This is a genomic window from Limnohabitans sp. G3-2 (genome assembly GCF_002778275.1).
GTDB lineage: Bacteria > Pseudomonadota > Gammaproteobacteria > Burkholderiales > Burkholderiaceae_C > Limnohabitans_A.
The window spans coordinates 1-12,888 of record NZ_NESG01000001.1; the positions used below are offsets into that span (position 1 = coordinate 1).

Here is a 12,888-nt window from a genome sequence, read left to right on the forward strand (position 1 = left end):
AAGAGCTACAGGCTCAAGGAGGCGGCTGCTCGCTTGGTCGTCAATCCGGAAACGTCATAATCTGACGGCGCTGCCTGGGGGAATTTGGGGTGGCCACGGGTGGGGGAATTTGGACTGGCCATCAGGGGCTTTGCGCGACGCAACCGGGCCATGATGTTGCTCACGCACCTTGCGGGTTTGCGCATTGGAGAGGTGGCTTGCTTGCGCTGGAGTGACGTAATCAACAACGATGGCACAGTGAAAGAAGAAATTCGCTTACTGCCCGACATGACTAAGGGTAGGCACGCTCGCACAGTCTTCGTCAACATCAAATTACGTGAGGAACTACAGGCCTATGCCGCACAGGCCAAGTGTGTGGACAGAAGCTACCCATTTTTTGCAAGCCAAAAAAGCATCCTTACCGGGTTCAGCGCAAACAGCCTGGCCCAGACATTTGCGTTGTTGTACGCGGGTGCTGGACTGCAAGGCGCCAGCAGTCACAGCGGTCGCAGGACGTTTTTAACCTCACTGGCTAACAAGGGCACTGCGATTCACATCCTCAAAACTTTGGCTGGCCATCGCAGCATCCAAACCACTGCCGCATATTTGTACAGCAGTCCAAGCCAGCTGAAGGCTGCGGTTGAGCTTGCCTAGCCATTGAAAGGCCAAAATTGTTATGACAAAAAATCCCGAAATTCTTGCGATTGAATTTTCGAACTCACTACAAGCACGCTTGACACATGAACAACTTCAAGAGGTCGTTCAGCGTAATGCCGTTGAAACATCACTCAATATTTGTCACTCACACGACTTTTGTGATGCCAACATGGTTTTGTATGAGGTTTTTTTAAAAAATGGAATGGATCCAGCAATTGAAGGTGGCTTTGATCTATGGGGCAGCTTATGGGACAGGACTTGGAACTTGGCTAAGTTTCAGGAATTTAACATCACGAAACTTTAAATCTCTTTTGAAAGAACGAGGCGTCAAGATTAGCTAAGGATTTTGATTAGGCTCCAAGCCTTTTCGAGCCCTATCTCACCAGCTCACCTAGTGAGCCAGCTGTGCCCTAGTATTCATTGGAGACTTTGGTAAGTCTTTAGCGATCATCTTGAACTTACTCAATAGGTTAGCAATCTAGGATGATGGAGAAACAATCCACAAGGTTTCGGAGACAACTAGCGTTTCTTCGAACGGTAGACCGTCCCATCAGAACGAAGGAACATTGAATCATCTGTCTTGTTGATGACTTCAATTGAGTGTTCCGTAACAACGTGACCAGTAATTCCGATCGAACGTGACCGCTGATTCCGGGATCCTGACCGGCCATTTCGGTTATCGTGACCGGTAAGCCGGTCTACAACTCCGCCTCGGTGTTGCGCATGTATTTCATATTCAGGCCGAGTTAGCGTCAATCCTTTTTGCAGGACCGCTATGCGCGCCCCAAGGATCAACATGCGCAAACTCAAAGACGCCTAGCGTATCAAATTAGATGGCCAACCTATTGGCACTTGAACGCCAAGGCGATCCTTTACCCACTGACGCCGTTTGGTCGGTGTGAAATTTGTGCATACAGCTGTGGGTCAATTCTGGAAACGCCGATAAAGAACAGCCGACAGGCTCACGTGATGAGCCAGTGGCAACCTAAGATCAGCAGAAATCCTCTGAAAGTTAATCATGGACATCTGGAACATATTCGGCTGGTTCGCGACCTCCGATAAAGGCGAATCCATTCACAAGGTTTCGGAGACCACTAGCGTGTCATCGAATGGTACGGTCTACACAACCATGGGGCCGTTCACGCACGGGTCTGATGGGTCTGATTACACCCAAACGGGTAGTTTCAGCTCAGACGGCAGCAACAGAATGGGAAGCATTGCGACCGGCTTGGGTGCAGTCTTTATCAAGTCACACCGGGATGAGGTTGACGATGGATTTTCCAGACGCCGTCATATGGATACAGATGAGTTCAACTAAAACTGCTCGTTTTTATAGCAAAACAACCGCCTGCTCAACGAGCTGCGCAGCCTTGGGAGGTTCAAAGTAGTCACTCCGGAAGAGCATGTGATTGATCATGATTTATAAATATTTTTGCATTACAAGATGATGACGTCGATTGCTAATGAATGCAGTCGGTTATAAAGCTTATAGTCATAGACGGCGGCTCAAATCATGAGCCTCAAAAGAAGAATTCCAAGGCATTCCACAAGATGAGTGAGGTCATCCGGCTCTACAAATACCAGGCGCTTCTGTCCAGCCGCCGGGCTTTGAGCCGCGCGGAGTTCATGGCCTTGCTGGAAGTGTCGTCAGCCACCTTCAAGAGGGACCTGGCCAAATTGCGCGACCAGCTTGGTATCCCCATCGAATATGACCGGGATGCCGGAGGATATGTACTGAAGAAGACCAGCGAAGCGCATGAGCTTCCAGGAATCTGGCTCAACAAAAGTGAACTGCTTGCTCTGGCAACGATCCAGAAGATGCTCAAGCAGCTTGCCCCCACCCTGCTTGGCTCTCACCTCATGCCACTTGAGGAAAAGTTGTCCGAGTTGCTCGAAAAGCAGGGATTGAACACCCCTGAACTGAGCCGACGGGTGAAATTGCTGGACGCGGGGAAACGGAGCGTCAGTAGTGGCATCTTTGAGACCGTGGCTCAAGCGACCTTCAACAGGAAGCGGCTGCTCCTCGAGCACTTCAATCGAACAACTGGCGGGCACAGTAGCCGCGATGTCTCACCCCAGGACTTGTCGTATTACAGGGGAAACTGGTATCTGAATGCTTGGTGCCATATGAGGGGTGAGCCCCGCAGGTTTTCCATTGATGCCATAGAGGTTGCGACACAGCAGGAAGACGACACCCTGGAAATGTCGGATGAGGACATGCTCTCAGCCTTCGGACTTGGCTACGGGATTTATACAGGCCAGCCTCTGCAGAAGGCTCTGCTGGTCTTCTCCCCCGAGCGGGCCCGTTGGGTGCAGCAAGAACAATGGCACAAAGACCAGATCGGAAAACTTCTTCCGGATGGCCACTACCAACTTGAGGTCCCCTACACGGACGAACGGGAACTCGTGGCCGATCTTCTTGGCTACGGCAACTCGGTCAAGGTGCTCAAGCCCGCGTCACTCGTTAAATCAATGAAGAGCGCCCTAGCGGCTGCCATGAGCAATTACTCATGATCGGCATAGGCATCAAGTCCGCTCTGAACCGGCTACTCAAAATCGCAGTAGCCAATGGCGTCGAGAACGCCATAAAGGTACACATTGCGAAGGGTGATGATCTTAATGCCCGTGATGACGCAGGCAACACGCCGCTAATGATTGCGGCCAAAAAAAAACAGACCAATGCTTGCAGGCTACTTCTAGAGAACGGTGCCGACCCTCTGCTATTGGACTTGCAGGGAAAAGATGCAGTCGCGATAGCCTCCGATGCAGGATGTAGCGAGACCGCTGAACTCATACAGTCGTTCATGCCAGTTCTTGTTGCAGCTCAGCCGATGAAACAAGTACCAGACCTTCTGCCTCCCGTCACAACCGAACAGGCAACGGAGCCCTCTGCGACATCAAACGACTTCACAGTCGATCCTGTTCAGGATGAATTGAATTCAGAATGGAACATCGGGGATTGGGAACCGGAAGAGGAAGCCCCGCCCCCTGAAGAAAATCCTGAAATTGCGCTCAAGGTCAAAGTTCAGCAGAAAGCAATTTCAGAGCACGTTGCAATTGACACTTCTGCCGACTGGGAGGGTTTTGATGTCTCGCTTCCCGAATTCGCAGAACCGATTGTCAGAACGGCCATCGCGGAAACACGTGCTGCAGTTAGAAGTGCACTGCTGAGAGTCTTACGGGAGGGAAGTGTTCCGGACTTCCAGATCCAGGACGTTGCGTTGTCAGAATTCGGGATTGAAGATCTGGATTTCTCCAACAATATTCGTCAGGTCATCAACGATCTGGGTGGCCAGACGGACGAACGACACGAATATGTTTCCATATTTGATGACTTCACTGTCCACCTAAATGAAGACGAGACGGCCGAAGAAGAGCGTTACTTAAATAGTGCACTCGAATACCTAGACGACCTTTCGGGATCATCAAACGACCCAGGACGCCTGTACATGCGCGAAATGGGCAAGGCTGAACTGCTCTCACGTGAAGGTGAAATCGAAGTAGCCAAGCGCATCGAGAAAGGTCTGATGGATATGATGCAGGCGATCAGCGCGTCGCCTGCCACCATCGCCGAGATCTTGCGCATGGCCAACGAAATCCGTGAAGGCAAGGTCGTCATCTCCACCGTGGTGGACGGTTTCGCCAACCTGAACGAAGCTGATGACTATGTGGCCGAAGAAGACTTCGACGAATTCGACGAAGCCAATGAAGACGGGAACCATGACGACTCCCAAGCCCAGACCAAGCGTCTTGAGGAACTGAAAAACCAGGCGCTGGATCGGTTTGACCAGATTACCATTCTGTTTGAAGTGTTGCACAAGGTCTACGACAAAGAGGGTTGGGGAACATCCAACTACGTCAGGTCTCAGACCGCGCTGTCAGAAGAGCTGATGACCATCCGCTTCACCACCAAGGTCATTGAAATGCTGTGCGGCATAGTACGCGGTCAGGTGAACGATGTGCGCAAGATGGAACGCGAGCTTCGTCGAATCATCGTTGACAAATGCGGCTACCCACATGATCAGTTCTTGGCTGAATTCAGCGGACGTGATAGGAATGGCGGCCGTGTAGCTTCTCATCTGCTCGACCTCAAATGGATGGAGAAGCAGGCTACTTCCAGCATGCCCTGGGCTGCAAACATAGGGCGGAACATTTCGCAGATTCAGGACATTCAACGAAATCTGATCGATTTGCAGTGTCAAGTTGTGGTTCCATTGGATGAACTTAAGGACATCAACAAGCGCATGAACGCTGGCGACCGCGCCTGTCGAGATGCCAAGAGAGAAATGATCGAAGCCAACCTTCGGCTTGTGCTATCAATCGCAAAAAAATACACCAATCGCGGACTGGAATTCCTAGATCTTCTCCAAGAAGGAAATATCGGCCTAATGAAGGCTGTGGACAAATTTCAATATCGCCGTGGCTTCAAGTTCTCGACCTATGCCACTTGGTGGATCCGTCAAGCCGTTAGCCGCGCTGTTGCAGACCAGGCACGCACCATCCGAATTCCGGTGCACATGATCGAAACCATCAACAAACTCAACCGGATTTCGCGTCAATATTTCCAGGAGCACGGGACCAAGGCAGACGTTTCAGTTTTATCGGACCGGATGGAGATACCGGAGGACAGGATTCGACGAATCATTAAATCCGATATAGAACTCGTACCCCTGGATACGCTGCTCGATAAAGAGGGAAATCTGATGGCTCAACTGATTGAAGATGATGCTCAATCAGCCCCCATGAATGTCGCATTGCAGCACAATATTTATGAAACAGTCAGGGATATTCTGGACAGTTTGACACCTAACGAGGCCCGCATTCTGAGGATGCGGTTTGGAATTGACCTGTCAACAGATCACACGCTAGAAGAAGTTGGACAGGTATTCGGTGTGACACGAGAGCGCATCCGGCAGATTGAGTCAAAAGCCCTTCGAAAGTTGAAGCATCCGTCCCGAAGCGACAAACTCAGAGACCTATTGGATATCGCCCATGAGCCCATCCAAACAGAATAATCAGATTGCAACAAGGAACGCACCACCAAGGGCCAGCGCCATGCTGGAATCTCTACGTGGGCTCGGTTACTCGACCGCTGCTGCTCTGGCCGACATCATCGACAACAGCATTTCCGCTGGTGCAACAACAGTGGATATCAAGTTCAACTGGAAAGAAAAGTCGAGCAACATCTATATTCTGGACAACGGGTCCGGAATGAGTGACCAAGAGCTTGAGAGCGCCATGACACTTGGCAACAAAAACCCTCTCGACGAACGATCACCGCACGATCTTGGCAGATTCGGAATGGGGCTCAAAACAGCCTCGTTCTCGCAATGCAAACGTCTCACGGTTGCATCCAGAAAGAACGGCGTCAACAGCTGTCTGCGATGGGATCTTGATTTGCTGACAGCCAATCCGGACATAGGATGGGTCCTGATTGAAGGACCGGCACCCGGATCCGAGGACCTGCCTGGAAAGCTGGAATCTCTCGGCCACGGGACAATCGTGATTTGGGAGATTCTTGACCGCATCGTCACTGAAAGCTTTACGGTCAATGACTTCCTGGCCTTGATGGAAGAACAGGTCGAGCGTCACTTGGCCATGGTTTTTCATCGGTTGCTCGAAGGACACCATCCCAAACTGCGACTCAACCTGAATGGAAAAAAGATCGAGGCATGGGATCCTTTCCTTAGTGGCCATCCCGCGAAACCATGGACATCTCCAGTCCAGAGGCACATGACCTCATGTGGAGGCATTGAAGTTCAATGCCACGTCCTCCCTCACAGGGACAAATTGACAGACAGGGAATACGAGATCAACGGTGGTCCTGGCGGGTGGAACGCTCAACAGGGTTTTTACGTTTACCGAAACCAGCGGCTTCTGGTCGCTGGTGGATGGCTGGGGCTGGGACAGTCCAGAGCCTGGAACCGCGAAGAGCCCCACAGGCTTGCACGTATTCGGCTGGACATCCCCAACACGGCAGATACAGACTGGAAAATTGACGTCAAGAAGTCAGTTGCACGCCCCCCTGTAGCGTTGCGTCCCTGGTTGACCAGTATGGCAACTGACACGCGGGAACGTGCCCGTCGGGTCTTTGCCTACCGAGGAAGCCCAACCAATATCAATGCGGGTACTCCAATCGAGCAAGCCTGGAAGGTGGAGCGTACGTCCAAGGGAATCCGCTACAGGATCGACGAGGCGCATCCGAGCATTGCAGCTGTTCTTGATGACGCCACCTCCACCCAGAAGGATCTGATCATCAGCATGCTAAGGGTCATTGAAGAGACTGTTCCTGTTCAGAAAATCTGGCTGGACACTGCCGAGCAAAAGGAAACCCCAGTCACAAGCTTCGCTTCCAGCTCAGACGAAGCGGTTTTGAAGGTAATGAAAACCTTGTTCAGGAATATGGTTATACGTAAGGGCATGGATATCGCGGATGCAAGGGCGAGACTAGCCTGCACAGATCCATTTCAAAATTTTCCTCATCTGATTGCACAGCTTTCCGAACCGGAATCCTGAATGCGAAGATGAATCAGACCCGACTGGAATAGAAATGAGCGAATTCAACAGGCCAACAAGTACCGTCATCAGCAATGCACAGAACCTGCTGATGGAACAAGCCACCCAGAACCCAACCGCTTCGCTGATTAAGGAAATGGTTGAGCTGGCCGCTTCCATCATGCCCCGAAGGGAAGATGAACCAATTAACATCGAGGGTGCCATCGCTGAACTGATCCGCCGTTACAGCATCTGGATCGGTAAGAACACCACACTCTCCGATGGCAGTGATCACGAAACCTGGCTTGGTTCATCCCGAAAAAAGGGCTGGCGATACTGGCCAAGATACAGGGACATGCTGGAGCGGAAAATGCCTCCGGCCGCCATAGACGCGCTGGAAATCTCTACCGACGAAGTGCTTGGCCTACTTGAAGACCCCAACCGGACAGGCTCCTGGGACAGGCGAGGACTGGTAGTTGGGCATGTTCAATCGGGAAAAACCGCAAACTACACGGGACTGATCTGTAAAGCGGCTGACGCTGGCTACAAGATCATCATCATCCTGGCAGGCCTTCATAACAACCTTCGATCCCAGACCCAGATTCGGCTCGAAGAAGGGTTTCTGGGATACGAGACATCTGCCAATAACGATGTCGTCAAATACATCGGGGTAGGCGAACTGGGACGTGACCTGGAGATCAAGCCTAATTGCGCCACGAACCGAACTGAAAACGGTGACTTCAGCACAAAGGTAGCGAACCACTTGGCCATCACTCCTGAGGAACGCCCCTGGTTATTCGTTGTAAAGAAGAACAAAACTGTCCTTGATCGTTTGCTGAAATGGATCAAGAACCATGTCGCCGATGCCAGAGATAACGAAACCGGACTCAAATACGTCAGCAATCTCCCTCTGCTACTGATCGATGACGAGGCAGATAACGGGTCAGTTGATACCGGGGAGCAGACATTTGATTCCGAAGGCAACCCAGATCCGGATCACGAGCCCAAGGCAATCAACAGCCGAATCCGGAAAATCCTGCACAGCTTTGCAAAGTCAGCTTATGTTGGGTACACGGCCACCCCTTTCGCCAACGTGTTTATCCACAGGCAAGGGAAGACCACTGATGAGGGAGCGGACCTGTTTCCCAAGTCATTCATCATCAACCTCGCAGCTCCTTCCAATTACGTCGGTCCTGCACGCATCTTTGGCCTGAAAGATGACGATGGAAGAACCGGAGGACTTCCACTTATGCGCGTCTTCAAGGACCACATGAGCGAAGACCGTCAGTCAGGCTGGATGCCAGAAAAACATGACAAGCATCATCAACCTTTCTATCTTGGCGTTGATGCCCTGCCCCCCTCGCTGAAGAATGCAATCCAGTCATTCGTGTTGGCCTGTGCTTCCCGTGAGTTACGCGGACAGGGTAGCGAGCATTCCTCGATGCTGATCCACGTTACCCGCTATATCCGGGTTCAGAAGGATGTTCATAGGCAGGTAAAGGAATACGTCACAGGGCTTCGCCAACGCATTACCCGTGGGGTTGATGACACCGCGCCGCTGGAACAACTGCGCAAGCTCTGGGAGGAAGATTTCACGCCAACACGCACTGCTGTGATCGAGAGACTGGTTGAATCCGAAACCCAGCCGCCAGAACATTCCTGGGAAGAAATCCGACAGAAACTTGGAGATGTACTATCCGATGTTGAAGTGCGGATGATCAACGGCAAGGCAAAGGATGTCCTTGATTACGCTACTCCAGGCACCAAGGGACTGAAAGTGATTGCTGTTGGCGGTGACAAGCTCGCTCGGGGCCTTACGCTTGAAGGGCTTTGCACCAGTTACTTTGTCCGTACATCGAAAATGTACGACACCCTCATGCAAATGGGGCGATGGTTTGGGTACCGCCCTGGCTATCTGGATCTTTGCCGCCTTTACACCATAGATGATCTGATCGAGTGGTTTCAGCACATTGCTGATGCATCCGAGGAACTTCGCGACGAATTTGAAGCCATGAAGGACAGTGGGGCAACCCCCAAGGACTATGGTCTCAGGGTCCAGTCGCATCCGGTTCTGCTAGTCACGTCCCCTCTGAAAATGCGGACAGCAAAGGATTTGCAACTGTCTTTCAGCGGTGAAATCCTTGAGACTGTGGCGCTGCACAGTACTGCTGCAATCCTGTCAAAGAATCTTGATGCGACCACGAGACTCCTCTTGGCATGTGGCTCTCCGCAAGAGTCACCAGAAATCATCAGAATGCGGGAAGGCAAGCCAAAAAAATGGAACGGGCATCTCTGGAACAACGTGTCCAGCGAAGCTATCGCAGACTTCTTTGATGCCTACGCCACCCATCCGGCTGCTCGCAAGGTCAACAGCCCCCTGATCCGGGATTTCATCCGGTCAATGGCCAAGATCGGTCAATTGACATCTTGGACAGTCTACCTGGCAGACGGTGGTGCCGGAGCCTCTTACCAGTTCACCGGTGGCCCCAGGGTTGATCGCATGATCAAGCGGAAAGCGGACGATTCACGCAGCGACCGGTATGCTATTGGACGTCCCGTCTCACCGCCTGATGAATCCATCGATCTTGATGGCCCTGCCTGGGACGCAGCCATGGCTTTGACTCTGAAAAACTGGAATCCAGACGCAGCTCGAGTTAAAGACGGTAAAAAGCCAGATGCGCCCACAGTGCCAAATGGTTTGGCCATCCGACACATCAGAGGCATGGGCGCTCCAGAACAGGAAATACAGGCAGCCCCTGAGAGGGGCTTGCTAATCCTGTACCCATTGGACCCGGATCAGGCCGAATTTGGTCCTGGATTTGGTGACTGGAAAAAACCTGTCATTGCATTCGGCATCAGCTTCCCTGCCAGTGATGCCGGAGTGAAAGTCAAATATGCAGTGGATCATTTAACCCAAGCACAATGGGCTCAGGAATATGGCCAAGTTGATTGACGAAATTCAGCTTGCCTGGAATTCAATCCAGACCGCGCAAGGCACATCCGGATGGAACACAGTGGCAGTTTTGCCAAACCATCCAGGCAGATTTAGAGCTGGGCGGAATTTTCCCGATCAATGCGAAGCATTACTCGCGGGTTTTCGCAAAAGTGAAATCTCGAGAAACGAAAAACTGCCTGAAGGATTGGGATTCCACGTCACTCGTGTGAATTCTGAACAGGATGGATTGGTCTGGCTTGCATTGACCAGGAGTCCGAATGGCAACCTTGAGTTGTTCTCCGCCATGGTTTCGGATGTTCTTCAGGCGATTCTGGCCACTGACACCGGAGACCACAGTCGTGAATTACGTGCTTTCCTTGGCAGGATTCGAGCGTGGCAGGAGTTCATGCGCAAGGGCGCCGTTCCTTTGTCTGCAGAAAACGAAGTCGGTCTCGTAGGCGAACTAACCGTGCTGGAGAAAATGCTGGAGGTCGGCTTGGCTCCTGAAACAGCTATCGGAGCTTGGAGTGGGCCCCTTGATGGGCTCAGGGATTTCGAACTTGGCTTTGGTGCCATCGAGGTCAAGACCACTATTGCCTCCGCTGGAATGGTGGCAAAAATTGGTTCACTGGAACAACTGGATGACACGAACTGCAAGCCCATTTTTCTGGGTACAGTCAAATATGCATTGATCGAGAGTGGTCAAACACTTCCTGACAAGATTTCTGCAATCAGGACACGACTTGAATCCCATCCAATCACGCTGTCCGAGTTTAATGATCGAGTTCTTGCCGCTGGATACATGACAGCGCATGCTTCTAAATACCATCGCAGGTTTTCACTCCGGGAACTCGCAATGCTTGAAGTTGGCGAGAATTTTCCCCGACTGATGCACGGCAACGTGACGCCCGGAGTCATCAGTGCACGATACGAAATTAATATCGAGCCCTTGCTCAGTCAGGATATTGGCTTGGCAACCGCTCTCAAGAAACTGGAAATGATCTGACTATGGAACTTGCTGAATTTTTGAGGGAAACACAGGCTACTGTGCGCGCGCAGATGCAGGACGGAGCCCTCTACGAAGAACTTGTTTATGCCAACATCGTCATGGATCACATGGCAGAAATTGGTATGACATTCGAACCTGTCCAGTGCCATTTCGAAGGCAAGGTTGGCAATGCCATATTGCGGCTGAGTGGTTACGCCCTGTCTGACGACAATGATCAGCTAGATCTGTTCGTCAGCCTCTACCAGGGGGTAGATGAGCCAACTCGGATCCCTGATGCTGAAACGAAAACGGCTGTTGAACAATGTTTCCGTTTCCTGTCTCTATGCGCACAAGGAACGCTCGCTCCAAAGCTGGATCCGACCAACGACGTCCGGTCATTGGCCGAGACGCTTCAAGCCATCTACAACGATCTGGAACAGATTCGCATCTTCGTCATTACTGACCGTATCGCTAATTCCAAGAGCTTCAAGACAAAAGAAATTAACGGAAAGGCTGTCAGGCTGGAGGTCATGGACATAGAGCGGCTACACCGCCACTTATCCGAAGGAAAGCCGCGTGACGAGCTGGTCATCGATTTCAATGAGCTGTCAGGCCAACCCCTCCCCTGTGTCTTCGTCAATGGACAGAACGATGACTATAACTATGCATTAACCGCTATTCCTGGTGACGCTCTTCGCCTGCTTTACGAAAAATTTGGGGCTCGACTTCTTGAAGCAAACGTTCGTTCGTTTCTGAGCGTCAAGGGTAAAGGCGTGAATGCTGGCATACAAAGCACGCTCAGAAATTCACCCGAACGTTTCATGGCCTACAACAACGGCATTGTTATGGTTGCTGATGAAATCAGACTGGGACACTCCCATGACGGGATGACCGGAATTGCATGGATCAAAGGCCTTCAAATTGTCAATGGGGGGCAAACAACTGCATCGCTGTACTTCACAAAGAAGAAGTATCCTGAAGTCGATCTGTCCAGCGTCAGAGTGGCAGCAAAAATCATTGTCATGAGCGTTCAGGACCCCGCCAAGGAAGAAGCCCTGGTATCAGACATTTCCCGCTTCGCGAATAGCCAGAACGCTGTCAGGCAGTCAGACCTCTCTGCCAACAAACCATTCCATGTGGAGATCGAAAAGATTTCCCGTACTGTTTACTGCCCAGATGGAGTTAGTCAGTGGTTCTACGAACGCGCTGCAGGAAGCTACAACACCCTATTGGCTAGGGAAGGAACAACCCCTGCCAAGCTTAAGAAGATCAAAGACGCAATCCCGACGAGTCGTCGACTGACAAAAACGGATCTTGCAAAGTATCTGAATGCCTGGGATCAGAAACCAGAGATTGTCAGCCTCGGCTCCCAGAAAAACTTTGACCGTTTCATGGCTGCGCTGGTTGCTCCAGAGGGACAGGAAGTCAAGCTGCCCTCAACCGCCGACTTCAAAGCCATGATCGCAAAAGCAAAGCTCTACCGGGATGCTCAAAAACTGATACGCCCCATGTTCCAAGCTTTCCAGGCAAACATCACGGCATATACCGTTTCAGTTACGGCCATGATGCTCGGTGAACGCATTGATCTGGACAAAATCTGGAGCAACCAGGCTGTCTCTAATGAACTCCTGAAACAGATTGAGACATGGGCACGCCAGGTCAGTGATGTGCTACACGAAAGTGCTAGGGGTAAGATGATTTCAGAATGGTCCAAAAAGCCAGAGTGCAGGGATGCAGTTTTCAATGCGTCATATTCTCCTGTTATCTCAGGCATTCCTGAAGTTCGCTACAACGGCTGATAAAAATGGCCGACATCGTTTCAAGTGCAGTACGC

The 12,888-nt window shown here is 51.4% G+C and carries 9 protein-coding genes; all 9 read left to right on the forward strand.

What is annotated here, in order from left to right; translation table 11 throughout:
- Positions 1-150 precede the first annotated feature (150 nt).
- The 9 genes from B9Z31_RS00005 to B9Z31_RS00040 all read left to right on the forward strand — a co-directional run bounded on the left by B9Z31_RS00005 (position 151) and on the right by B9Z31_RS00040 (position 12,853).
- Positions 151-633 carry a site-specific integrase gene (locus tag B9Z31_RS00005; RefSeq protein ID WP_233200571.1) on the forward strand — a complete coding sequence of 161 codons (483 nt, stop codon included), beginning with the start codon at positions 151-153 and terminating at the stop codon, positions 631-633.
- Between the two features lie 22 nt (positions 634-655).
- The gene (locus B9Z31_RS15315) at positions 656-940 is read left to right on the forward strand and encodes a hypothetical protein (RefSeq protein WP_143473787.1); all 285 of its coding nucleotides are present in this window, start codon (positions 656-658) and stop codon (positions 938-940) included.
- Between the two features lie 714 nt (positions 941-1,654).
- Complete coding sequence (locus B9Z31_RS00010) at positions 1,655-1,954, forward strand: hypothetical protein (protein ID WP_100117544.1); 300 nt, start codon at positions 1,655-1,657, stop codon at positions 1,952-1,954.
- A 233-nt stretch (positions 1,955-2,187) separates the two neighbouring features.
- On the forward strand, positions 2,188-3,150 hold the full coding sequence (locus B9Z31_RS00015; RefSeq protein ID WP_158235633.1) for a YafY family protein: 963 nt from the start codon (positions 2,188-2,190) through the stop codon (positions 3,148-3,150).
- Positions 3,147-5,651, forward strand: a complete 2,505-nt coding sequence (rpoD, locus tag B9Z31_RS00020; RefSeq protein ID WP_100117546.1) for an RNA polymerase sigma factor RpoD — start codon at positions 3,147-3,149, stop codon at positions 5,649-5,651. Before B9Z31_RS00015 ends, rpoD begins: the two co-directional genes overlap by 4 nt.
- Entirely contained in the window at positions 5,629-7,152 is a 1,524-nt protein-coding gene (locus B9Z31_RS00025) for an ATP-binding protein (protein WP_233200573.1), read from the forward strand. Before rpoD ends, B9Z31_RS00025 begins: the two co-directional genes overlap by 23 nt.
- Positions 7,153-7,186: 34 nt before the next feature.
- Positions 7,187-10,084, forward strand: a complete 2,898-nt coding sequence (locus B9Z31_RS00030) for a Z1 domain-containing protein (RefSeq protein ID WP_100117548.1) — start codon at positions 7,187-7,189, stop codon at positions 10,082-10,084.
- Entirely contained in the window at positions 10,068-11,072 is a 1,005-nt protein-coding gene (locus B9Z31_RS00035; RefSeq protein ID WP_100117549.1) for a PD-(D/E)XK motif protein, read from the forward strand. The genes B9Z31_RS00030 and B9Z31_RS00035 overlap by 17 nt, the downstream gene beginning before the upstream one ends.
- Positions 11,073-11,074: 2 nt before the next feature.
- A complete protein-coding gene (locus B9Z31_RS00040; protein WP_100117550.1) occupies positions 11,075-12,853 on the forward strand; it encodes an AIPR family protein in 1,779 nt (592 codons plus the stop codon).
- The last annotated feature ends 35 nt before the right edge of the window (positions 12,854-12,888 follow it).

Coding starts and splice junctions, on each gene's coding strand:
- B9Z31_RS00010 (WP_100117544.1), top strand. CDS start 1,655: ATGGACATCTGGAACATATTCGGCTGGTTCGCGACCTCCGATAAAGGC.
- B9Z31_RS00035 (WP_100117549.1), top strand. CDS start 10,068: ATGGCCAAGTTGATTGACGAAATTCAGCTTGCCTGGAATTCAATCCAG.
- B9Z31_RS00040 (WP_100117550.1), top strand. CDS start 11,075: ATGGAACTTGCTGAATTTTTGAGGGAAACACAGGCTACTGTGCGCGCG.
- B9Z31_RS15315 (WP_143473787.1), top strand. CDS start 656: ATGACAAAAAATCCCGAAATTCTTGCGATTGAATTTTCGAACTCACTA.
- rpoD (WP_100117546.1), top strand. CDS start 3,147: ATGATCGGCATAGGCATCAAGTCCGCTCTGAACCGGCTACTCAAAATC.
- B9Z31_RS00025 (WP_233200573.1), top strand. CDS start 5,629: ATGAGCCCATCCAAACAGAATAATCAGATTGCAACAAGGAACGCACCA.
- B9Z31_RS00030 (WP_100117548.1), top strand. CDS start 7,187: ATGAGCGAATTCAACAGGCCAACAAGTACCGTCATCAGCAATGCACAG.
- B9Z31_RS00005 (WP_233200571.1), top strand. CDS start 151: ATGATGTTGCTCACGCACCTTGCGGGTTTGCGCATTGGAGAGGTGGCT.
- B9Z31_RS00015 (WP_158235633.1), top strand. CDS start 2,188: ATGAGTGAGGTCATCCGGCTCTACAAATACCAGGCGCTTCTGTCCAGC.